Genomic DNA, 21,887 nt, shown 5'->3' with positions numbered 1-21,887 from the left:
ACCGGTAACCTACTTCCTCTTGGGCGGCGCAGTCAAAGCGCTGGTCTCGATAGGCTAGCGGCGTGGCTAATTACCTTCCCGAAGTCTTCGCGCCGGCGGAGCGGGCTACCCTGGAGAGATACTTCACCAACGTCGACGAACCGGTGTTTTGTCTACAGAATGTTCCCCAGGAGCTCGCTGCTGCCCTTTTCGCACGCTACTCTCGTTCGAGCAAGTCGCTGCGGCGTATCTTTCTTGATGAGTTTGCGCACGATCTCGATCCCGTCTCCACGCACGTGAGTCTCGGCACAGGATCGCGCACCAGGGCGCTGATGGGTCGAGTTATCGGTGACTACGGTGATGATTCGGTTGCTCAGCTGGCCACGACACACGTCGCAGTTGAACAGGTGTCAACGGTGCTGACACGGACGCTAGAACGTCATCGATTGCTGTCATTCCTTGAACAATCGACGCGCTATGTCAACCTGTCCTCTCTGCGAGAAGATGGGAGCCTGCGAGCCGTTATCCCTGAGGAGTTTGCGGGAGAGCTTCGGCGCCATTACCACCAGATCATCGCTCAAGAGTTCGATCTCTACGCGACGGTCTTCGATGCTATGAAGGCTCGGTTCACCCAAGACGTACCTACTGATGATATGGCGAGGGTACGTGCCGCTCGAGCAGCTGCGCTCGATAGCGCACGCGGGTGCCTCCCGATGGCGACGATGACCAACGTCGGAATCGTCGGTAGCGCGCAGGCGCTGGAGTATCTCGTCGTTCGTCTCCGATCCATCGGCTCGTATGAGAGTCTGTATACGGCAGATGCGATCGCTCGTGAAGTCACCAAGGTACTCGGGCTACTGGTCGGTCGGATGGATCGACCCGACCGAGGTGGTCGATGGACCACCTATCTCGCTCAGAGACAGGCGAATATCGAAGCGCTTGTCGATCCATCATGGCCCGAGGAACCCGTGCAACGGTCGCCCACACCTTACTGGGCGCCTAGTGTGCGACTGTTAGGCTACGAGCCCCAGAGTGATGCGGAGCTGATTCCTTGGATGTTGTACGAACAGAGCGGGGTCTCCTTTGCAGAGTGCGAACGCCGGGCACGCGAGCTCTCTGATGCCCAACGTGTCGAGATCTTTCGGGCCTACAGTGGAGATCGAGAAAATCGTCGTCATAAGCCTTCGCGGGCGTGGGAGATGAGTTCCTATACCTTCGAGATCGAGACTGATTATGGGTCCTACCGTGACCTCGCACGTCACCGTCTCCTGACCCTGCTCGAACAGGATCCTGTTGCCATCGCTGGTTACCAAGTCGATCCGGCGCTTGCCGATGAGGGGTTACTCGAAGCGATTGATCCGGTTTTTGATGCCGCTTTCCGCTTTGCTGAGGATCTTCATGATACAGTGGTTGCTCCGACCGCTCGGATGGTGCTCCCCCTGGCTGCTCGCGTTCGCTTTGCTGTCAAGCTGAATGCACGAGAATTGTTGCATCTGGTAGAGTTGCGATCGCAACCGCAGGGACATCCAGTCTATCGGACCATCGCACAAGAGATGTATCGATCATTGGACCGTATCGGTCATCACCACCTCGCTGCTGCGATGCGTTTTGTCGATACCGAGAGCTATTTGCTTGGTCGGCGGGTACAGGAGGAGCGCCTGATTGAAAAACTTGGAAATTAGGCGAGTTTTGCGGAACTAAATGGGTGTGAAAGTGGTTAGCATTGCCGAATTGAAACACGTGCTTGCAAACTGAAAGAGGTAGTGATGGCCGATCGTAAGAAGAAGATAGATCCAAAGGCGGCGACAGCACCGGTAGAGGACGAGATCGATGTTGATGAACTCGACGTTGATGAAGAGGACGAGCTCGATCTCGATGACGAACTGATCGTTGATGAAGAGATCGACGAAGAGCTCGATCTCGATGACGATCTCGATGCAGACGAAGAAGTCGACGATGAGATTGTGCTTGACGAGATGGATGGTGTCGAAATCGAAGAGTTGACACCAGACGCTGATGACGAAGCCGAGGAGTCAGAGGACGCTGAGGAGTCTGATGATGAGGAGGAGGTTGACGACGATGAGGTTGAGTCAGCCCTCGATGATATTCTTCGTGAGCGCTTCGTAGTTACCGAGGTCGACGACGAAGAGGAGGTCGATGAGTCTGGAGACACGGTTGTCCGGGTCAAGCCTCGTCAGCCAGATGAGTTTGTCTGTCAGTCATGTTTCCTTGTTAAGAGCATGATACAACTGGCTGACCAGGAGAAGATGTTCTGCCGTGACTGTGTCTAGTAGGCTATAACTAGTCGGGCCGTTCTCGGCTCCGTCAGAAAGGAGTAACCATGGCTACGCAAGAGACTCCATCGTTCGATTTCGATGACCTCAAACAGGAGGTAGTGAATCGGTTGTTCTATCAGCCGATTGGTCTGCTTGCCGCAGTCGTAAAGACCCTCCCAAACGCCGCTGAAGAGGGTCGGCGTGTGGTGCAAGGTCCGTTACAGACCGCAAAATTCGTCGGCGACATGGCGGCCGGAGTCATGAAAGCTAGATACGGGACGCAGATCAACGATCTCGAGGAGCGAGTATCTGACGTGCGCAGGACCGTTGAGGGTGCTGCCGATCTTGTCTTTAAGACCGCTCAGTCTCGGGTGGGTGGTTTCGGTGGGGAGGGCAACTCGCAAGCAGACCCCACGGCCGCGGAGCCTACTGTCCATGAGGCACAAGGAAGCGAGACCGTTGGCGGAATCGTTGGATATGAGGCGATGACCGCCGCTGAGGTGATCGGTCACCTCCAAGGGTTAACGCTTGATCAGCTCGGCGAGGTAGAGGCGTTTGAACTTGAGCACCGCCGCCGTCGAACGGTCTTAGGTCGCGTGTCTAAGTTGCGCGAGGAACAACAGTAGTCAACTGAGAACCTTGATGGAACCACTCCATCAAGGTTGGTCACCCTTCGCAGTGGACTCCGTTCACTGGGTGAGTTGGCGTAAAACAGTGAAGACGCCGGGGGCGAGGGGTGCGTGAAGGGTGTCCTCAAAGCGCCACCAGCGGAGGTCGAGCGCGTCGGAGCTGGGGGCCAGGGCACTCGGCTCGTTGACGACATCACAGAGAAAGCTAAAGAGTGCATACGAGCGGTCTGTCATGTGGAGCTCGATCTGAGCGAGCAGCCTGAGGGGATGAAGTGTGACGCCGATCTCTTCGTGAGTCTCGCGTTCTAGGGCTTGGACAAGGTGTTCGTGTCGTTCGACCTTGCCCCCGGGCGGGGCCCATACCTCTGGGTTGAGTGGTGAACGCCGAACCAACAGCACCTTGTCGTGGTCGATGGTGACGCCGGAGACGGCCACTTTGGGAGGTTTCTCTAAATGCGTAGGCGTTAGAGTTCCCTCTTCACGCGGATCTGGTCTGATCGGAAGCCTTGTGCTTCATAGGTGAGTTTTGCAATGCGATCTCCTGGAGAGACCCAACCGTAACAGGTTGTGCAACCGGCCCCCTTGGCGAGGGTGAGCGTCTCTTCGAGAAGCTGCTCGCCGATCCCGAGGTTGCGTAGTGCAGATTCAACGTAGTGGAAGTGAATCTTTGCAACGGCTCCGTCTACAGCAAACAGCAAAAGCCCTGCTGGGGTCTGATCCCAATAGGCGACCACGGCCTCACTGTGTTCGAGAACGAGCTCAGCCGGAATCCAGCCAAGAAACTCCTCCGGGGGAGTTCGCACCGTAGCGATGCGCACCGTCATGATCTAGAGGTCGTCAGTAGGTATCGGGGGTTCATCGCTCGGTGCCGACTTAGCAGGGCGGGAGGTCTTTGGCACCATTGCAAGAATCTCCGGACGAGGAGGAGGTGGCACGGAGACACCCGTCAACTGAGCGAGGGCTGGGATGCGTCCGGCGTTCTCCTTGGCGAACTCGATCAGTTCAGGTGTCGCGTCGTTGGGAAGGCTCGTTGGCTGCACCTGACGGCGGATGGGACTCTGGGCAACGGCATCGATGAGTACCATCCAGCGCTCCGAGGGAGTTTCGGCACTCATCTCTGCATTGCAGAGGCCAACCAGACGTTCGGCGAGTTCTGTCGGCAGTTTTGCCGCCGGATCAGGCAGCTTCGCAGCGAGGCGCAAGGCGCGTACGAGGCGGTTCTCGTCCACAGCACTCGCCACCTCCTGCTGCCACTTCTCAGTCTCAGCACTCGAGCGGGTAGCGAGTACCGTCGATAAGGTGTTGAAGAGTTCCGTCACCTGTGGGTTCTTTGCCGAGCGATCGGCCGCCGCTAAGATCGCCCGCAAGTCTTTCAGCGAGATTTCTTGCGCGATCTCGCTCGCAGCTTCTGCTCGGTCGAGCCACGTTGCGACTCGGATGCGAGGAAGGATGCCCTCTGCGATCTTGAGTGTTGCGTCAACCGGCGTCTCGGGATTGCCTGCCGCAAGAGCAAGGGCATTCTGTTCGGCGATAGCCGCTCGCACAGCGGGCAGCCCACCCTTCACTAAGGCCTCACCAATCGGTCGATGCTCGGGGAGGAGAGAGTCAAGGACCTCTCTGCGGTGTGTCTCTTTGGGGTGGAGCCGCTTCGCCTCCGGCCGGTTCGGTCGTCGTCGATCTGTGGCGTTGGGACGGTTGGTCCGGGGCGGTCGGTCTTGGCCGCCAGGTCCGTCACCCGATCGTCGGGGCCGATCGGTATCACCTCGGCCCCCCTTTGCCGGTTGCCCTTGGCGAGCACGCTCGCCACCTCGCCGCGAGCGATCATCGCCTTCACGTGGCCCACGGCTTGGACGATCAGGACGTCCCTTTTTCTTCAGTGAAATATTGACTAAAGGTTCATCGCTGGAGGAACCGATCAGTTCAATTCGGTTCTCCGGCGCCTTCTTGGCGGTCGGTGCAGTGACGGAAAGTATCTCGATGCCATCGAGACCCATTGATACATCAGCTCGCGCTACATCGCCAATTTTTGCTCCGTCATAGAGAAGCTGGCTGGCGACCGTTCCCTTTGGACTACGGGCGCCTGCTGCGCGCCATGTCCAGTTGTCGCTGTCGAGCTGACTGGTCAGCTCAATCTCGAGTTTGGTCGCCATGAACCTCCACCTAGCATGTTGTTCGAATTGCGGTGGTCCTCGGTCGACCACCATCGGGCAATACTAGTCGGACGACGGAGAGGGGTCAGCAGCTAGCCTTGCTCCAATGCGGGTAGGTGCTCATGTCTCGGCGGCTGGAGGATTCGATGGTCTGATAGATCGGGCAGGTGCGCTTGGTGTGCAAGCAGCACAGTTCTTTCTCTCTTCGCCCCGAACCTGGAAGTATCGCCCGCTAGCGGCTCCGGCGAGTGGTCCGGTGAGCCAGGCGGCACGGCTCCGTGGAGTTGACGACCTCGTCGTTCACGCCTCCTACCTCATCAATTTGGGGTCGAATGATCCGCAACTCGTCACCAAATCGAGCGAGTTGCTGGCGGCCGTCATGGCCACGTCGGTTGAGAAGTCGCTCTCTGCCGTGGTTCTCCATCCGGGATCGCATAAGGGTTATGGTTTTTTGGAGAGCCTTGAAAGTTGGCGGCGAGCGGTAGCGCCAACGGTGTCCCTTGCCTCGGAGACGACGCAATTGCTTCTTGAGAACACAGCCGGAGGAGGCGCTTCGATGGGTCGGTCAGTCGCTGAGCTTCGCCAACTCGTTGAACGATGCGAGCGGCCAGAGGTGGTGGGCATCTGCATCGACACTCAACATCTCTTTGCTGCTGGTTATGATCTGCGCGATCGGGCTCTCGCCGATGAGCTGGCTGATGAACTCAAGAGCACATTTGGCAAGGTAGCCGTCGTCCATCTCAATGATTCAGCGTCGGAACTCGGTTCGGCGCATGACCGTCATGCCAATCTTGGTGAGGGTGAGATTGGGTTAGATGCGCTGATCGATTTTGTCCATCACGAGGTCTTTCAATCTGCCGATCTCATTCTTGAGGTACCTGGTTCCGGTGACGGGCCTCGCATCGAAGATGTCGTGCAGCTGCGAGATGCGCTAGCAAACTCTGGAGCGTCAGGCTCCTGAGTGCCAAATGCTTGCGTGTTGGTCCCGTGTGCGCCAGCGTTGAGGGTGTCGATTCGCAGAACTCGCTGGGGTAGTCGTTCTTGGGATCGGCAGCGACTCGTCGGTGTTTCAGATCTCTCCATTGACCTCGAGGCCATTATCCTGTAGATACGACTCCAGTGCGTTCATGCCAACGTATCGGTGGCTGCGGTAGCCGGCGTCGGTCGCGGCCCTCACATTCTCAGCGCGATCATCAATAAAGACTGTCTGCGAAGGCGTGATTGGGAACGTTGTGGAGAGGGTATTGAAGAAGTCTCGAGATGGTTTGGCAACACCGATGAGTCCTGATACGAGAATGCCGCGAAAGGTTGCTAGGAATGCAAACGTCGCCATCGCCCCATCCCAGTACTCGGCGGGCCAGTTCGTTGCCGCATAGGTTGGGTGGCCGGCATCGTTGAGCCGATGCAAGAGCGCGACCATCTGGCGCGAAACGGGCCCCCACATCTCTGGAAAGCGATCGTGATAGGCGCGGATCGGGCCCGCGAGCCCAGGGTTGGCGGTGAGCAGTGCTTGTGATGCGATGGAGAACGGAACGCCGCGATCGAGCTGGGCATGCCAAGTTGGTGTGCAAACCTGCTCGAGGAAGCGTTCCATGTCGCGCTCGTTGGCGAAGATTTTGCGGTAGAGGTGCCGTGGATCCCAATCGATGAAGACCCCACCGAGATCGAAGACAACGGCGGTAGCGGGGGGCGTCCCGGTTGTGGTGCGTATGGATTCCGCTTCGCTCACACCGTCATACCCTACCGGGTGTCAGTCCCTGATCTTGGCTTTGCCGATTGGGACTCTTGCAGCGTGCATTCGATTCGCGAGGCCCCTTCGGCCCGCAGATCCATTACCGTCTGCCAACGGCAGTGCCGGCGAACACCGATACACAACGGGTTTTCGCTCCGGTGTCGCGTCATCGCGCGGTATGGACAGTCATGGTTCCTCATGAGATGTTGGAGCCGATTCGGACCTTCCTCCGCCGCGTCCGCTGATGGGGACGCGGCGCAAGAGATCAGAATGGTTCGCGTGTTTTTGGCTAATGGAGGGCAACTGGTAGCTATGTAGCAGCCTGCATCCACCCAGACTACTGTACGTTCCGGAGTTCGGTCGTGAGTGCAACGACCGGGAGGCTGATAGTGTTTGCGCCAACATCGAGGTTGGGGAGTGACCCGGTGAGGCCTCCAACGCGATAGTCGGCTGACCAATGTTCTATTAAGGAAGCCTCGAGGAGGCCTGATTGCTCCGGACGGTACCAGGTCAGGGCAGCGTTTCCAGTTGGAGGAACTCCGGGCGGGGGCGCGTGGTTGAACTGCCATGAACTCCATGACCAGGCGTGGATCACGAGCAGTCCGTCGTTGGTGGACAGCGTAGTGGTAGCGGTCGGAGTCGTCGAGGTGAGCAGTTGCAAAGGAACGTTGACGATACCGAACGACGGATGAGCCGCGATGCTGGGTCGAGGTAGCCGGTCGTTCACGACTTGGATCCAGAGGGCGAGGAGATCCAGATGACTGATGGGGTTGGTGTCGCATCGTGGGTACACGCTCAGGCGTGCCCACATCGCCTCTGCCCACGACACTTCGGCTTGGTACAGGGATTGAGAAGGGGGAACAACTGTGTGATAGGTCACACAGCTCACTGCTAGCGATGCCCCGGTATGGGTTACGAGTGAAGGAATAAAGACTGGCCCGAGTGAGGGAACACCAGGGTTTGCGGTCTCCGTGCGCGATCCGCGCAGGACGATATGATAGGTTGATCCCGATCCTTCACCCTTGATGATTACAGCGGTGAGTTGCGTCGACGCGCGTGCGCCTGTGGCGATTACCGCGGCGATGATAATAGCGGCCGCGATGCGCAGATTGCGCAACGGTTGCAACATGAGCCCTCCTTGGCAGCTTCTTCAGTCTGGGGTATCGTCTTGACCCGATAGATCGGGGCCTTTTCCAAGGTGTGCTCCACCTATCATCGAGTGGTGACCCCGGTGGCTCTTCCATGAGCCAAGACCTACACTAGCCATCCGATTGCGCGCCGTCAAGGCATCCGTCAAGGATGATGTGGTCAGACGATCTTGGACCAAAACATGTGGCTAACGTCCTGGTTACGCTCCGAAGGCATGATAACCGCCGTCGACGTGAATCAGTTCGCCAGTGGTCATCGGGAAGAAGTCGGACAAGAGAGCTACCACGCTCCGAGCGACAGGCAGGGCATTCTCAGGGTCCCAACCGAGAGGAGAGCGATCCCCCCAATTGTCCTGGAACATTTTGAAGGCCTCAATCGATTTGGCAGCGATGGTGCGAATCGGCCCTGCAGAGATGAGATTGACGCGGATTTGGGAACCTCCAAGTTCTCGAGCCAGATAGCGACTGAGCGACTCGAGACCAGCCTTAGCGACACCCATCCAGTTGTAGCCAGGCCACGCGACGGTTGCGTCGAAGTCAAGGCCCACGATGGATGCCCCCTCGGCGGCTGCCAATAACGGGCGAAAAGCTCTGGCCAGCTCCGAGAGGGAAAATGCCGATACCTGGAGGGCAATGGCGACATCCTCCCATGGGGCTTCCAGCATCGGCTTGTCCAGGCAGGAGGGTGGCGCGTAACCGATGGCATGGACAATTCCGTCAAGATGTGCCCAGCTCTTACCCACTTCGACGGCTGCCTGATCGACTGAGGTGGGGTTGCCAGCGTCGAGTTCGATGACCTGCACATCGGCACCCAACTTCGCTGCGACTCGTCGTGTGATTGAGAGACCCCGACCAAAACCCGTGAGAATGATCTCGGCGCCTTCGTCGCGCGCGACGGAGGCGATATGATACGCGATCGATGAGGTGTTGAGAACACCAGTGATCAGAAGCTGCTTTTCGTCTAGGATGCCCATTCCATCTCCCTGGCCGTAAACTCTACTCAGAGTAATAGCAGCTTAGATTGGTATGAGCACACTACGAAACGACATCGAGTGAGGAGTTGGGTTTGCAGATCGGAATATTGGGAGGGACAGGCCCTCTGGGCAGTGCGCTGGGTGCAAGACTTGCGGCGAGCCATCTGTCAGTGGGGTTGGGTTCGAGGGACAGGACCAAGGCCGTCGAGGTTGCCAAGGGCATGATGGGCCGGTGGCCGGAGGTGGATGGATACCTGGTTGGCGCCGACAACGAAGAGGTCGCCAGAGCGCAAATGGTTTTTGTAGCGGTTCCCTGGGAAGCCACGATCCGGTTGGTGGAACCACTCGAACACGTTTTGGAGGGTAAGATCGTCGTCTCCATGGCGAACGCGCTGGTGAAGGTGGGTGACGAGTTCGCCGCTCTTACCGTCCCACGAGGCTCGGCGGCCCAACTCCTACAGGCGAGACTGCCCGCAGCCATGGTGGTGGCAGCCCTGCATCATGTACCCGCACGATCGCTTGCCAACCTTTCCCGACCTGTCGAGGTCGATACGCTTGTCTGTGCTGACTCCTCCAGTGCGAGGAGTCAGGTGGCGGTCATCCTGTCAAGGATCCCGGGACTGCGGGTCTTGGAGGCTGGATCACTGGCCCAGGCACCCGCTATCGAGGCGATGACGGCGGTGCTGTTAAACATCAATTTGCGGTACAAGGCGACGGCGTCAATCCGCCTGACTGGCGTGGAGGTTGCGTAGGTGAAGATCTTTGATACCGCCCGCGAGGCGCTCGTTGAGCTTGATGTCCACCAAGTCGCCCGTATCTACACCTGCGGCATTACTCCCTATGATGCTGCCCACATGGGTCATGCAGCGGTCTATGTGACCTTTGATCTCTTGCAGCGCAATCTCGCGAGGCATAACGTGATCTCTACGTGTGTCCGGAATGTGACCGACGTCGATGATGATATCCTGCGCAAGGCTCGAACGATTGGCGCGAACTATCTGGATCTCGCTGCGCGAGAGATGGCTAAGTTCGATCGTGATATGGCTGGCCTTGGCCTTGCTCGACCGCATGCAGAGCCGAGGGCGACCTCGGCGATTCCAGAGATTTTGACGATGGTCGGTGATCTCATGGATGGTGGCTTTGCCTACCAAGTCGATGGCTGGGTCTACTTTGAGGTGGCGAAGGCGCCTCATTTTGGGAAGGTGTCCCACCTTCCGCGTGACATGATGATGGAGCTTGCCGCCGAACGAGGTGGCAATCCAGGTGATCTGCGAAAGCGTGATCCGCTCGACTTTGTGTTGTGGCAACCGTCGCTTCCGGACGAACCTTCATGGGAGTCACGCTTTGGACCCGGACGTCCTGGATGGCATATCGAATGTTCGGCACTGGCCATGCGAGAATTGGGTCCGGTTGTCGATATCCATGGAGGCGGTTCAGATCTGATCTTCCCTCACCATGAGTGTGAAGCGGCACAGACGGAGGCGATCACCGGCGGTGAGTTCGTGAAACACTGGATGCACGTTGGGATGGTCTGCCTTGACGGAGTCAAGATGTCCAAGTCGCTTGGGAACCTTGTGTTTGTCGGTGACTTACTTAAAGATTCCACTGGCGAGGAGATTCGCTTGGCCATTTTGAGCCATCACTATCGATCGACCTGGGACTGGTCCGATGCCGTGTTGGCGAGCGCAAAGGAGCGTATTGCCAGGTGGCGTGCGAGCGGACCTGGTAGAGGCGCTTTTGATGAAGTAGCGGCGGCTCTCGATAATGACCTCGATACGCCAACGGCTATTGCGGCAATCGAACGTGCCGTCGCTGAGGGTCAGGGCGTCAGGGATACGGTTACATTATTGGGAATCGATTTGGAGGTTTCGTGAAGCTAGACGGTCAGAGCTATGAGGAGTCCGTGAGCAGTGGTACCGATCTTCTCGCTCGGCTGCCCAAGGCAACCGCTAAGGATGTGGTCGCCTTACGGGTTAACGGTGTACTGGTTGATATCAGGCACTCGCTTGATCCTGATGATGAGGTAGTGCTCATCCATGCCGATAGTCATGATGGGCTCGACATCGTGCGACACTCGTCGGCCCACGTGCTTGCCCAGGCTGTGGTGCGACTGTTTCCGGGAGCGCAGTACGCGATTGGTCCAACGACTGAAGACGGTTTCTTTTACGACTTTCTCCTACCAAATGATGGGCGTTTCGAGGAATCTGACCTCGCGAAGGTCGAGGGGGAGATGCGCCGTATCGTGGCCGAAGATCAACCGTTTATACGGGCTGAGGTCACGATTGAGGAGGCTGAAGAGCTCTTTGCTTCGCAGCTCTTCAAGCGAGAGATCTTGGCCGCTATCCGTGATGTTGATGCGGCGCAGATCGTCTCAGTCTACCGTAATCGCCCCGATTTTGTTGACCTGTGCCGGGGGCCACATGTTCCCTCAACTCGTTACCTCAAGAGCTTCCGACTACAACGGGTGTCAGGCGCCTATTGGCGTGGAGACGAAAAGCGCCCGCAGCTGCAGCGTATCTACGGCATCGCCTTCGCCTCTGAGAAGGCTACTACGGACTATCTCACCTTCCTGGAGGAGTCAGAAAAACGAGATCACCGTCGCATAGGCCAGGAGTTGGATTGGTTCCACTTTCCGCCGGAGATCGGTTCTGGACTTGTGGTGTTTCACCCAAAGGGAGCCTATATCCGTTATCGCATGGAGGAGTTCTCACGAACCAAGCACCTCGACGCGGGTTATGAGCTCGTGTGGACCCCGCATCTCGCGAAATCGACGCTCTACGAAACCTCGGGTCACTTGGAGTGGTACAAGGAGGGGATGTACCCACCCATGGAGCTTGATGAGGGGGATCTCTACTACCCGAAGCCTATGAACTGTCCTGGTCACATGCTCATCTATCGCTCACAGCCACGTTCGTATCGTGACCTGCCACTACGACTTTTCGAGTTCGGAACGGTCTACCGCTACGAACGTTCAGGAACCCTTCACGGTTTGCTCAGGGTGCGCGGTCTTACCCAAGATGACTCTCATATCTTTTGCACTCCTTCCCAACTCAAGGATGAGTTAGGACGGCTTCTGCGGTTTGTCATCGCAATCTTACGCGCATTTGGACTCGAGGATTTTGATGCAGAGCTTTCGACGCGACCGGAGAAGTCCGTAGGTAACGATGCTGAGTGGGAGTTCGCTACCGAGGCCGCCCGGCTTGCTCTTGACACCTCTGGCATCGAGTACTCGATAGCCGAGGGGGAGGGAGCCTTCTATGCGCCCAAGATCGACATCCATCTTACGGATGCGATCGGCCGACGATGGCAGCTCTCGACGCTCCAGATCGATCTCCAGGAGCCGCAACGGTTCGCGTTGGAGTTTCAAGATACCAGTAATCAGAAACTGCGTCCCTATATGATTCATCGGGCGCTGTTTGGATCGGTGGAGCGGTTCTTTGCCATCTTGACAGAACACTATGCAGGAGCATTGCCAGGCTGGCTGCTAGAGGAGCAGATTCGTATCCTGCCGGTCACCGAGGAGGCACAGGATTGGGCACACACTGTGGCCCAAACCTGTAAAACCAACGGGTTGCGGGTCGTTGTCGGTTCTGCAGGCGAGCCCTTGGGTGGTCGAATTCGCAAGGCGAAGATGGATAAGGTTCCCTATATCCTCGTCGTCGGCAACAACGATGTGAGCGCTGAGACCGTTGGCGTGAACCGCCGAGGGGATACCAAGGAGCAGCGTGGTATTGCACTCGACGTGTTCATCGCCGAGGCGGTGCAGGCCCTTCAGGAACCTACTCTCGACGCCTTCTGATGGAACATCTCTTTGCCGGTTGGCGCGCACAATTTGTCGCAGGAGAGGATCGCCCGGTCGGATGCGTGTTCTGCACGATCGGTGCCGAACCAGACCGTGATGATGTGCACTATGTGATTGCTCGCGGGGATAGCTGTTTTGTAGTGCTCAACCTCTATCCATACACTTCCGGACATCTCATGGTGGTACCCAATGCACATGTGGGGGATCTTGCAGGCCTCAATGGTGTGTTAGCCGAGGAGATGTTGGTCTTCATCCGGGCAGCCCATGATGCACTACGTGCGGCCTATCACCCGGAAGGTATCAATGTTGGCATGAACCTAGGCAGAGCCGCTGGGGCAGGAATTGCTGAGCACGTCCACGTACACCTTGTACCTCGCTGGTCGGGTGATGCGAATTTTATGTCGACTCTGGCGGAGACCCGAGTTCTGCCAGAGACGCTTTCGGACTCACTAATGAAACTGCGCACGCATTGGCCCGCGCGCTAACGGTTGGTTAGGTCGCTGAGACGGTGAGCTTGGTCGCGATATGGTCTGGCACGGCATCGTAGTGATGGGCTTGCCCCACGAATGAACCAAGGCCATTTGTCATCGCTCGCAGATCGGGGGCGAAGGAGACGAGCTCTGCGGCTGGTACGTCGGCTTCTATGCTCACCCAGGCGCTATCTGGTGTAGTGGTGTGGAGAATTTTGCCGCGTTTGGAACTGAGATAACCAAGGACATCGCCTTGATGTGTTACAGGCGTGGTGACGCAAAGGCGAGTGATCGGCTCAAGTAACTGTGATTGGGCTTGGTTAAGGGCCTCTCGTAGGGCGAGGGATCCGGCCATCTTAAAGCTCATCTCGGATGAGTCGACACTGTGATATTTGCCATCGATAAGGCGTACGCGTATGTCGGTGATCGGATATCCCATGAGCCCACCAGCCTCCATTGCCTCAAGAATACCTTTCTCGACCGCGGGAATGAAGTTACGTGGAATGGCACCACCGACAATCTCATCCACGAACTCAAAACCGCTATCACGAGACAGGGGTTCGACGATGATGGTCGCGACGCCAAATTGGCCATGGCCTCCAGTCTGTTTCTTGTAACGACCCTCCGCCTGCGCGGGTGCACGGAACGTTTCACGATACTGGGTGATCGGTTCGTGGGTCTCTATTTTGAACTGCCCACGTCGTTGGATACGTTCAACCGTGATGGCGAGATGGTTGGTCCCAAAACCCTGCACAAGAAGGCGATGGGTTCCCGGTTCACGGTCGATCGTGATACCTGGATCATCACCGGCAATTTTGAAAAGGTTAGCCGCCAGTCGTTCCTCGTCTTGTGGGGCCTCGGTCGTAATCGCGACCGTGAACCCTGGTACCGGTGCGGGATGGAGGGTCGGTTGATCGGAGGGCTGTACTCCTCGGGTCAAGAGTGTTCCGACAGGAGCGGCGAGCTTGGGAACGACGACAAGGTCGCCGGGATCGATCGTGGGTACTTGATGCAGTTCCGATGGGGTGGGCACGAGGAGTTGATGCAGCCGCTCTTCATGTCCATCAGCCGACGTGAGCACATCATCTGGGTGCAACGCGGCTCCGAGATTCTTTAGCACGCTCAAGCGCCCGAGATATTGATCCTGGATTGCCGAGACAACAAGCACCGACCATCCGGGGTGAGGATGCAACGTCGGTGGGGGCACAAGACTAACGAGTGCGTCCACGAGGTGATGCATACCCACATCCCCCGTTGCGGAGCCGCAGAGCAGGGGACTGAGGTGGAGGGCTCGCACACTCATCGAGAGGGCACGAGCGAGTTCATCGATCGGCAATTCTTCGCCGGAGAGATAGCGTTCCATAATTGCATCGTCCTCCTGGACGATTTCATCGAGCAAGGTATCGCGAGCCGTTCGCTCCTGGTCGACGAGGTCCGCAGGAATGCCGATCTCGGATTCGGTAGTTCCGTGTTCGAGAAAGCCACGATTGGCAATGAGATCGATGACTCCACCGAGGCCATTGCCCTCGGGCAACGGAAGCTCGATGGGGTCGATGTGTTCGCCGAGCGTCTCGTGTAAGAGGCTGACCGTCTTGGCAAAGGCCTCAGGATCGCGGTCACACTTGTTGATGAAGAGCAGACGTGGCAATTGACGGGTGTTCAGCAGGTTCCAGAGGAGGAGCAATTCAGGGTTGGTTACCGTCTGTGCATCGATCACCACGAGCGCGGCATCGGCAGCTTCCATGGCGAGTGCGGTGGTGGCGAAGAATTCGGAGCTGCCAGGGGTGTCGATAAGGTTGATCTTGACGTTCTCGTACTCGGTAGCGATCGTACTTGAGTCTATCGAGTAACCGTGGTTGATCTCCTCTGGCGTGCGATCGGAGACGGTAGTACCATCCTCGATCCGTCCCTTGTGAGATAATGATCCAGTTCGAAATAGTATCGCTTCTACCAAGCTCGTCTTGCCGGCACCTGGGGGGCCAACGCAGACGATGGTGCGGATTTGTTCAGTTGGGTAGGCCTTCACTGGCAGTGCCTCCTTTTGCGTTGGGACGACGCAAACGTCGTTGTACCCACAGTAGCAGAGCATATGATGGCGTGTGGGGAAGCCAAAAACATCCGTGTATTGCCCCACGGACGCTTATGGGCAGCTAGGATAGATAAAAAGCTCACTGGGCGTGGCCCACGGAGGTGTAGCTCAAGTGTTTGATGGTAATTTTAGAGCTTCGGTTGATCGCCGTACTGCTCCTGTTGGTCGTTCACTGTCGCGTCTCGGTGTCAGTCCTGACCTCCTTACGGTGATAGGCATCGTCTTCTCGATCGGAGCCGGAGTCGCGGTTGGATTTGGGGAGCTCTATCTAGGATTTGGGTTGCTCCTGCTCGGCGCGATACCGGATTTGCTTGACGGGCCGGTGGCCAAGGCCGCGCAGACCTCCTCGAGCCGCGGTGCCTTTTTCGATTCCTTTGCTGATCGCATCAGTGATCTCGCCATTCTTGGTGGATTGAGTATCTATTTTCTCGGCGTGCACGATGAACTCTTCGCGGTGCTCTCCTTCTTTGGTTATGGGTTTGCCTCGTTGATCTCGTATCAACGGGCCAAGGCCGAGTCGCTGGGTTTGAGCGGCAAGGGCGGGATTATGGAACGTGCAGAGCGCGTTGTCCTTCTGCTCTTCGCCCTGTTGATCCATCCCTTGTTGCGTATTGCACTCCTCGTCCTCCTCGTCGGGTCGGTGGTCACCGTGGTGCAGCGTTTCGTCTCGATTTGGCGCCAGGCTTCGCGTCGACCTGATCGTGTTGCGGCACTGGCACGGATAACAAATCTTCGGCGCGTCAATCGACGTCGGCGTATCCGGTCTCGAGCGAGCCTCCAACGCTTTTTGCCTGGCGCTACTGGGCGTGCCAGCTTCTCTCGGCGACACTCCGCAGGTCGCAAGCGGGCTTGATTTCGCGAGTACGCCTTATGCGCACGGCGGTCGTGGTGCTCAATCGCGTTCCACGGGTCCTTGATCCAGTCGTTTGGACGATCGCTGGAGCGACAAGTTATGTGAGCAACCGCCAGCGGCGCGCGATCGTTCGAGGCAATCAGCGTCTTGCGTTGAGCGCCCGCACTGGGTCGCAGGTAATCGCTCGATCGCGACTCGAGCTGTCTACCTATCGTGCCTACTATTTTTATGCTCGCTACTGGGTCGAGGTCTTGCGCGTACAATCCCTCGCCCCAGAGGACATCGTGTTAGCGGTCGATCCGGTGCGGGCAGAGGACTTCGTGGCACGGCGCATGGCGTCACAGCCCACGATAGCGGTGCTTGCCCATGTTGGTAACTGGGAGTGGGGCGGTGCTTGGGTGTCGTTGGCTTGCAATGGCGTCACCGCCGTCGCTGAGGCGCTCGATGATGCTGAAATGACCGATTGGTTCCTCACTGCACGGAGGCGACTTGGCATGGAGATCGTGCTGACCGGTGGCGACGTTGTCCGTACGCTTTTGAAGGCGTTACGGCAGGGAAAGCTGGTGGCACTGGTCGTCGATCGTGATGTCAGTGGCACGGGTGAGATGGTTGACTTTCTCGGCACACGTGTGCCCCTCTCGAGCGGTCCTGGAGTCCTAAGTGTCATGAGTGGCGCGCCGATCTACCCAGTAGGAACCTATCAGCGGCGTGGCCGGCAAGAGGTGCGGTTCTACCCACCGATTGTTCCACCACAGGAGGGGACGAGAGCTGAACGTGTCAGCGCAGTGATGCATCAGGTGGCCAAGGCTCTGGAGGTCATCGTGACCGAAGAGCCCGGTCAGTGGCACAACTTTCAAAAATACGAGCTTCCAGCCACTCGGGAGTTTGATTGAAGGTCGTTGAGATCTCTCCTTACGATCTTGGTTCGGTGGGTGGTGTGCAGGCACAGGTGAGCGGCCTCGCGCAAGCCCTTCGGTCACTCCAGTGTGAGGTGGAGATCATCGCACCGGGAGATGCGGAAGGCGTCAGGGCTTCGCTGGGGCCGGTGTCGCGTTGGCGCGCCAACGGTTCTGTTGCGCCGATTACTCTCTTCCCGCGTATGAGCCAGATCTCTGGGGTTCTGGAGTGGGCCGACGTGATCCATCTTCATGAACCCTTCGCACCAATGGGTGGGGTCGCCGTCCTTCGCTGGGCCTACACCCATGATGCCCTCGATCGTCTCTGGGTGACCTTCCATCGAGATGGAGTCTCTCAGGGTTACCGCCGCTGGGCGCAGTGGTGGGCCTACCTCTTACCACGATCGGATCATCAGATTGCGGTTTCGCCGTTTGCTGCGCGCACCGCCGAGATCGTTGCCGGTGTTGACCCATACCAGATCCCCAATGGTGTCACACTCGATAACAGCCTCACTCGCACCCAAGAGGAGCGCAAGCCAAGTGACGGGAGCGCCGTTCGGTGCGCTGAGGCGGGATACCGCGTACTGTTTGTAGGACGCCATGAGGAACGAAAGGGTCTCGAAGTCGCTCTCCAAGCACTCACCTCGCTCGACTTGACGGTGCGCCTGATCGTGGTCGGTAGTGGTCCGCTCACGGAGGCCTTACAGGCGCGGTATCCCGACAGGAGAGTTGATTGGTTGGGCAGGGTCGACCAGACCACACTCATGACGCTTTATCGGAGTGTCGATGTGGTGGTGGCGCCCTCTTTAGCGGGTGAATCCTTTGGAGTCGTGCTGTTAGAGGCGATGGCAAACGGTGCTGTGGTGGTCGCGAGCGATATTCCGGCTTACCGATGGCTCAGTTGCCAGGGATCCTCAGCGGTGCTTGTTCCTCCCCGGGATGCTGATGCACTCGCCATGGCACTACGTAACGTGTTGACGGACCCCGCACTCAGGGGCAATTTGCGCGAGCGCGCGTTCGAACAGGTACGCTCCTTCTCATTCGATACCCTCGCTGAGCGGTACCTGCAGTTGTTTGTCGCTCCATGATCGATGCGATCAAGGTGATGGAGAACCGAACGCGGGCGCGGCGCTACGGCTGGACACTTTTGGGGCATCACCATTGGTGAGCTGGTAGATTGATAGAGGAACGTACAACTGCGACGTAACGATAACGAGTTGAGATCGTGAGGTAGAAGTGGCAATGAGTTCGGATTCTATGAGCATTTGGGGCTATGACACGCCAAATGTTCGTTCGGCGCGGGTGAGACAGGTGATTGTCCGACTTGTCGCGGCCTGGTTAGTGGCGGGTGGGATCGCTGTCATTGTACTGACGCTCGCGTTTGGGCTGACGGGGATCCTCCCCGTAGCGGTGACGATTGTGGCCGGTGTGATCATCGGACTCCTGATCACGGCCGTAGCTACGGTCATTGGGCCGGCTCGTCTTGGTCGACGATTACCGTGGGTTGAGCCGGAGGCAGCGGATCGCAGGCGGATCGACACCCTCCTCTCAGGCCTGGGGTTCCAGCTTGGGATTCCGGTCTGCCGTGTTGCAGTCGTTGCCTATCCAATGGTCAATGCCGCGGTGCTTGGGCGTAAGGAACCAGTCGTCGTCATCACGACTGGTGCACTTCGTGAACTGGAGACCATCGAGTTGGAGGCGTTGCTCGCCCGCCAACTTGGAGAGCTCCGACTTGGATTGGTTGGCCTGAATTCGCTAGTGGCCTACTGGGATCAGGTGTTTCATCGCGCTGGGCGCCAACTCAGCGATTGGCAACGGGCCGAGGCGGTGCTACTGGATCGACTTGGCGTTTCAGTTACACGCTATCCACCTGCCATGGCAGCGGTGCTGGAGAAAGCACTCGCGAGTCGGTCGGTGCCAGCGACGAGCCTCCCGGCATGGCTGTGGCTCTGTCCGGTTGGCGTCGAGGACCTTGAGTCGGACCTCGCACTTCGTGAGCAACTGCTGCTCGATGAGGTCTGGACGATAGGTGCATCTTAGCGGTTTTGTAATGGAACGTACTAGGCTGTGTACTAGGACGTAATTGAGGAGGCGACGGTGGCTGAGTTGACAGAGGGTACTGCCAGGGTGAAGCGTGGGCTCGCGGAGATGTTGCGCGGTGGCGTCATCATGGACGTCGTCAACGCCGAACAGGCGAAGATTGCTGAGGATGCCGGCGCGGTTGCAGTAATGGCACTCGAACGGGTTCCCGCTGACATTCGTCGTGATGGTGGTGTTGCGCGTATGAGCGATCCAGCATTAATTCGCGAGATCCAAGATACCGTCACGATTCCTGTGATGGCAAAGGTGCGGATCGGCCACTTTGCTGAAGCACAGATGCTAGAGGCGATGGAGGTCGACTATATCGACGAGAGTGAGGTACTCACCCCCGCAGATGAAAGCTATCATGTCGATAAGTGGGCCTTTCAAGTGCCGTTTGTTTGTGGTGCGACAAACCTCGGTGAGGCGTTACGGCGTATCGCAGAGGGGGCGGCTCTTATCCGCTCAAAGGGTGAGGCTGGTACCGGCAACGTGGTGGAGGCCGTCCGCCATCTGCGCTCGATCACCTCGGATCTTCGTGCCATCGCGACAGCATCGGAGCAGGAACTCTTTGGTTGGGCGAAGAAGCTCTCCGCACCCTATGAGCTTGTCGCCGAGATTCATGCCAACGGCGGTCACCTCCCCGTACCCCTGTTTTGTGCTGGAGGAATCGCAACACCAGCCGATGCGAGTTTGGTGATGCAACTAGGGGCTGAGGCGAATTTCGTTGGATCGGGTATCTTCAAGAGCGGTGACCCGGCAAAGCGGGCACGAGCGATCGTTGAGGCAACCACGCATTTCCAAGATCCAAAGGTGTTGATTCGCGTCTCCGAGCATCTTGGTGAGGCGATGGTTGGTATCGAGATGGACGCTCTTGACCAGCACATGGCTGACCGAGGTTGGTAGGAGGGTCGGTCTTTGCTGCGGATCGGAGTGATTGCCCTCCAGGGTGATTTCCGCGAGCACCTTGCTATGGTCGCCATGCTGGGTTGGCAAGGTGTAGCCGTCAAGGAACCGAGTCAGTTGCTCGGGCTCGATGGATTGGTATTTCCCGGTGGCGAGTCCACCACGCAGTGCATCCTGAGTGAAGCGAGTGGTCTGCGTCAGCCGCTCACAGCAGAGGTGCAGTCTGGGCTTCCGGTCTTGGGCACCTGCGCAGGTTTGATCATGTTGGCCCGAACCATCATCGGTGGGCGCCAAGATCAGTGGAGCTATGGAGCCCTCGACGTGACGGTGCTTCGTAACGGTTTTGGTCGGCAGGTACGTTCGTTCGAGGCCGATCTCGCCGTTTCTGGGCTTGACACTCCCATGCGTGCAATCTTTATCCGAGCGCCAGTCATCACCGAGATGGGTGAAAAGGTTGAGACCCTCGCCGCAGTGGAGTATCGATTCGTCGACGGTACGAGTCGGGAGGTCCCGGTTGTGGTCGCTAGCGGATCCATCGTTGCAACCTCGTTTCATCCAGAGGTATCGCAGGATCCACGTTTACACGAGTTGGCCTTCACCCGTTAGGCCCAGCGACGGTTGGGTGGTATCGTGAGTACGTTGGAACGAAGAGAGGTAATACATGTCGGGTCACTCCAAGTGGGCGACGATCAAGCACAAAAAGGGCGCACAGGATAAGGCGCGCGGAAAACTCTTTGCTAAGTTGATTCGTCAAATTGAGGTAGCCGCACGAGAGGGTGGTGGCGATCTGAGCGCGAACGCCAATCTCCGCGGCATGGTCCAAAAGGCTCGTGACAACTCTGTCCCCGCAGCGACCATCGATCGCGCCATTAAACGAGGGACGGGCGAGCTCGAAGGGGTCCGATATGAGGCGATTACCTACGAGGGCTACGGTCCAGGTGGTATCGCAGTGATGGTGGAGTGTCTCAGCGACAACCGTAATCGTACCGGTGCCGACGTTCGATCAGCCTTCTCGAAGTCCGGTGGTTCCTTGGCGGAACCGGGAGCGGTCAATTGGCAGTTTTCGCGTAAAGCGGTGATGCACGTCGATGGTGCTGCCCCGGAGGAAGAGTTGATGCTCGCTGTCCTCGCTGGCGGTGGTGAGGATCTGACCCGTATCGAAGATGAATGGCAGATTACCGGGCCCCCGGCGTCACTGGTTGAGTTGAAGGCGGCGATCGAGGAGGCGGGATGTACGATCCATTCGGCCGAAGTAGAGTTGGTGCCGCAGTCGACGATTGCCATCGATGACGCTGGTGACGCGAGGAAGGTGCTCCGGCTCATCGATGCCCTTGAGGATCTCGATGATGTGCAGAATGTGATTGCAAACTTCGATATCCCAGATGAATTTTTTGAGGAGCTTGAGGACTAAGTGCCCGAGTTGCAGCTGGGCGATCTTGCTCCAGAGTTCAATCTGATCGGTACGGGTGACCGATGGTATGCACTGGAAGGGTTCTTAGGTCATCCGGTGGTGCTCGCGTTTTATCCTGATGACTTTTCGCCTGTCTGTACCACGCAGCTACGTGCCTACTCGGCTAATATCGACGATTTTACCCAACTTGGTGCGGTGATGCTGGGTATCTCCCCACAGACGTTGAGCTCGCATGAATCCTTCAAGGACCGGCTCGGAATCCGTTTCCCACTCCTGTCCGACCGTGAGCGCACGGTGGCCAAGGCGTATGGGGTGTTGGGTCCGCTTGGGTTCTATCGTCGTTCTGTCTTTGTCCTCGATCGCGAGCTCCACATTGTCTATCGTCATGTTTCACGAGCGGGTCTCACGTTCCGGAGCTCTGACGAGCTGCTACAGGCGGTGCAAAAGGCGGTTGCCTAGCGGGGTTGGCGCTATTTCGGGCCGCCAGGGAACG

Annotated in this window: 23 protein-coding genes; 16 read left to right on the top strand and 7 right to left on the bottom strand. The window is 57.8% G+C overall.

The window, feature by feature from the left end:
• The first annotated feature begins 62 nt into the window (after window positions 1–62).
• The 3 genes from M7439_RS05640 to M7439_RS05630 all read left to right on the top strand — a co-directional run bounded on the left by M7439_RS05640 (window position 63) and on the right by M7439_RS05630 (window position 2,881).
• On the top strand, window positions 63–1,661 hold the full coding sequence (locus M7439_RS05640) for an FAD-dependent thymidylate synthase (protein ID WP_298346508.1): 1,599 nt from the start codon (window positions 63–65) through the stop codon (window positions 1,659–1,661).
• 84 nt (window positions 1,662–1,745) lie between these two features.
• Window positions 1,746–2,270, top strand: a complete 525-nt coding sequence (locus tag M7439_RS05635; protein ID WP_298346506.1) for a hypothetical protein — start codon at window positions 1,746–1,748, stop codon at window positions 2,268–2,270.
• 50 nt (window positions 2,271–2,320) lie between these two features.
• On the top strand, window positions 2,321–2,881 hold the full coding sequence (locus M7439_RS05630) for a hypothetical protein (protein WP_298346505.1): 561 nt from the start codon (window positions 2,321–2,323) through the stop codon (window positions 2,879–2,881).
• Between the two features lie 63 nt (window positions 2,882–2,944).
• On the opposite strand, the gene M7439_RS05625 is transcribed toward M7439_RS05630, so the two are convergent.
• The 3 genes from M7439_RS05625 to M7439_RS05615 are packed head-to-tail and all read right to left on the bottom strand — an operon-like array spanning window position 2,945 to window position 5,034.
• Window positions 2,945–3,319, bottom strand: coding sequence for an NUDIX domain-containing protein (locus M7439_RS05625; protein WP_298346503.1), 375 nt, complete (start codon window positions 3,317–3,319; stop codon window positions 2,945–2,947).
• A 29-nt stretch (window positions 3,320–3,348) separates the two neighbouring features.
• Window positions 3,349–3,708 carry an N-acetyltransferase gene (locus M7439_RS05620; RefSeq protein WP_298346501.1) on the bottom strand — a complete coding sequence of 120 codons (360 nt, stop codon included), beginning with the start codon at window positions 3,706–3,708 and terminating at the stop codon, window positions 3,349–3,351.
• Between the two features lie 3 nt (window positions 3,709–3,711).
• Complete coding sequence (locus M7439_RS05615; protein ID WP_298346500.1) at window positions 3,712–5,034, bottom strand: hypothetical protein; 1,323 nt, start codon at window positions 5,032–5,034, stop codon at window positions 3,712–3,714.
• 106 nt (window positions 5,035–5,140) lie between these two features.
• Here M7439_RS05615 and M7439_RS05610 point away from each other — a divergent pair, with 106 nt between their 5' ends.
• Window positions 5,141–5,995: a deoxyribonuclease IV gene (locus tag M7439_RS05610; RefSeq protein ID WP_298346498.1), complete on the top strand. Its 855-nt coding sequence runs from the start codon at window positions 5,141–5,143 to the stop codon at window positions 5,993–5,995.
• Between the two features lie 108 nt (window positions 5,996–6,103).
• Here the strand turns inward: M7439_RS05610 and M7439_RS05605 are convergent, their stop codons facing one another.
• The 3 genes from M7439_RS05605 to fabI all read right to left on the bottom strand — a co-directional run bounded on the left by M7439_RS05605 (window position 6,104) and on the right by fabI (window position 8,888).
• The gene (locus tag M7439_RS05605; RefSeq protein WP_298346496.1) at window positions 6,104–6,763 is read right to left on the bottom strand and encodes an HAD family phosphatase; all 660 of its coding nucleotides are present in this window, start codon (window positions 6,761–6,763) and stop codon (window positions 6,104–6,106) included.
• A gap of 340 nt (window positions 6,764–7,103) precedes the next feature.
• The gene (locus M7439_RS05600; protein WP_298346494.1) at window positions 7,104–7,895 is read right to left on the bottom strand and encodes a hypothetical protein; all 792 of its coding nucleotides are present in this window, start codon (window positions 7,893–7,895) and stop codon (window positions 7,104–7,106) included.
• Between the two features lie 219 nt (window positions 7,896–8,114).
• Entirely contained in the window at window positions 8,115–8,888 is a 774-nt protein-coding gene (gene fabI / locus M7439_RS05595; RefSeq protein WP_298346492.1) for an enoyl-ACP reductase FabI, read from the bottom strand.
• 92 nt (window positions 8,889–8,980) lie between these two features.
• On the opposite strand from fabI, the gene npdG reads away from it, so the two are divergent.
• From npdG to M7439_RS05575, 4 genes are read left to right on the top strand one after another with little or no spacing between them, the layout of a single operon-like run.
• Complete coding sequence (npdG, locus tag M7439_RS05590) at window positions 8,981–9,640, top strand: NADPH-dependent F420 reductase (protein WP_298346490.1); 660 nt, start codon at window positions 8,981–8,983, stop codon at window positions 9,638–9,640.
• Window positions 9,641–10,762, top strand: coding sequence for a cysteine--tRNA ligase (locus M7439_RS05585; protein ID WP_298346488.1), 1,122 nt, complete (start codon window positions 9,641–9,643; stop codon window positions 10,760–10,762).
• Complete coding sequence (gene thrS / locus M7439_RS05580) at window positions 10,759–12,687, top strand: threonine--tRNA ligase (protein ID WP_298346486.1); 1,929 nt, start codon at window positions 10,759–10,761, stop codon at window positions 12,685–12,687. Before M7439_RS05585 ends, thrS begins: the two co-directional genes overlap by 4 nt.
• Window positions 12,687–13,175, top strand: coding sequence for an HIT domain-containing protein (locus M7439_RS05575; protein ID WP_298346484.1), 489 nt, complete (start codon window positions 12,687–12,689; stop codon window positions 13,173–13,175). Before thrS ends, M7439_RS05575 begins: the two co-directional genes overlap by 1 nt.
• 7 nt (window positions 13,176–13,182) lie before the next feature.
• On the opposite strand, the gene M7439_RS05570 is transcribed toward M7439_RS05575, so the two are convergent.
• The gene (locus M7439_RS05570) at window positions 13,183–15,186 is read right to left on the bottom strand and encodes an elongation factor G (RefSeq protein WP_298346483.1); all 2,004 of its coding nucleotides are present in this window, start codon (window positions 15,184–15,186) and stop codon (window positions 13,183–13,185) included.
• 175 nt (window positions 15,187–15,361) lie between these two features.
• Here M7439_RS05570 and M7439_RS05565 point away from each other — a divergent pair, with 175 nt between their 5' ends.
• From M7439_RS05565 to M7439_RS05530, 8 genes are all read left to right on the top strand, one after another.
• Window positions 15,362–16,102, top strand: a complete 741-nt coding sequence (locus M7439_RS05565) for a CDP-alcohol phosphatidyltransferase family protein (RefSeq protein ID WP_298346482.1) — start codon at window positions 15,362–15,364, stop codon at window positions 16,100–16,102.
• A 17-nt stretch (window positions 16,103–16,119) separates the two neighbouring features.
• Window positions 16,120–16,995, top strand: a complete 876-nt coding sequence (locus M7439_RS05560) for a lysophospholipid acyltransferase family protein (protein ID WP_298442625.1) — start codon at window positions 16,120–16,122, stop codon at window positions 16,993–16,995.
• The gene (locus tag M7439_RS05555) at window positions 16,992–18,086 is read left to right on the top strand and encodes a glycosyltransferase family 4 protein (RefSeq protein ID WP_298346479.1); all 1,095 of its coding nucleotides are present in this window, start codon (window positions 16,992–16,994) and stop codon (window positions 18,084–18,086) included. Before M7439_RS05560 ends, M7439_RS05555 begins: the two co-directional genes overlap by 4 nt.
• A 154-nt stretch (window positions 18,087–18,240) precedes the next feature.
• A complete protein-coding gene (locus tag M7439_RS05550) occupies window positions 18,241–19,038 on the top strand; it encodes a hypothetical protein (protein WP_298346477.1) in 798 nt (265 codons plus the stop codon).
• A gap of 57 nt (window positions 19,039–19,095) precedes the next feature.
• On the top strand, window positions 19,096–19,983 hold the full coding sequence (gene pdxS, locus M7439_RS05545; RefSeq protein WP_366525180.1) for a pyridoxal 5'-phosphate synthase lyase subunit PdxS: 888 nt from the start codon (window positions 19,096–19,098) through the stop codon (window positions 19,981–19,983).
• A 12-nt stretch (window positions 19,984–19,995) separates the two neighbouring features.
• Window positions 19,996–20,589: a pyridoxal 5'-phosphate synthase glutaminase subunit PdxT gene (gene pdxT, locus M7439_RS05540; RefSeq protein WP_298346475.1), complete on the top strand. Its 594-nt coding sequence runs from the start codon at window positions 19,996–19,998 to the stop codon at window positions 20,587–20,589.
• Window positions 20,590–20,644: 55 nt separating this feature from the next.
• The gene (locus M7439_RS05535; RefSeq protein ID WP_298346473.1) at window positions 20,645–21,394 is read left to right on the top strand and encodes a YebC/PmpR family DNA-binding transcriptional regulator; all 750 of its coding nucleotides are present in this window, start codon (window positions 20,645–20,647) and stop codon (window positions 21,392–21,394) included.
• Window positions 21,395–21,853, top strand: a complete 459-nt coding sequence (locus M7439_RS05530; protein WP_298346471.1) for a peroxiredoxin — start codon at window positions 21,395–21,397, stop codon at window positions 21,851–21,853.
• The last annotated feature ends 34 nt before the right edge of the window (window positions 21,854–21,887 follow it).

This window comes from Ferrimicrobium sp., from assembly GCF_027319265.1.
Taxonomy (GTDB): Bacteria; Actinomycetota; Acidimicrobiia; order Acidimicrobiales; family Acidimicrobiaceae; genus Ferrimicrobium.
Note: the sequence above shows the minus strand (reverse complement) of the source record. Positions and strands in the feature narration are given on the sequence as shown.

Coding starts and splice junctions, on each gene's coding strand:
- M7439_RS05635 (WP_298346506.1), top strand. CDS start 1,746: ATGGCCGATCGTAAGAAGAAGATAGATCCAAAGGCGGCGACAGCACCG.
- M7439_RS05630 (WP_298346505.1), top strand. CDS start 2,321: ATGGCTACGCAAGAGACTCCATCGTTCGATTTCGATGACCTCAAACAG.
- M7439_RS05620 (WP_298346501.1), bottom strand. CDS start 3,708: ATGACGGTGCGCATCGCTACGGTGCGAACTCCCCCGGAGGAGTTTCTT.
- M7439_RS05615 (WP_298346500.1), bottom strand. CDS start 5,034: ATGGCGACCAAACTCGAGATTGAGCTGACCAGTCAGCTCGACAGCGAC.
- M7439_RS05610 (WP_298346498.1), top strand. CDS start 5,141: ATGCGGGTAGGTGCTCATGTCTCGGCGGCTGGAGGATTCGATGGTCTG.
- M7439_RS05600 (WP_298346494.1), bottom strand. CDS start 7,895: ATGTTGCAACCGTTGCGCAATCTGCGCATCGCGGCCGCTATTATCATC.
- fabI (WP_298346492.1), bottom strand. CDS start 8,888: ATGGGCATCCTAGACGAAAAGCAGCTTCTGATCACTGGTGTTCTCAAC.
- M7439_RS05575 (WP_298346484.1), top strand. CDS start 12,687: ATGGAACATCTCTTTGCCGGTTGGCGCGCACAATTTGTCGCAGGAGAG.
- M7439_RS05560 (WP_298442625.1), top strand. CDS start 16,120: ATGCGCACGGCGGTCGTGGTGCTCAATCGCGTTCCACGGGTCCTTGAT.
- M7439_RS05550 (WP_298346477.1), top strand. CDS start 18,241: ATGAGTTCGGATTCTATGAGCATTTGGGGCTATGACACGCCAAATGTT.
- M7439_RS05535 (WP_298346473.1), top strand. CDS start 20,645: ATGTCGGGTCACTCCAAGTGGGCGACGATCAAGCACAAAAAGGGCGCA.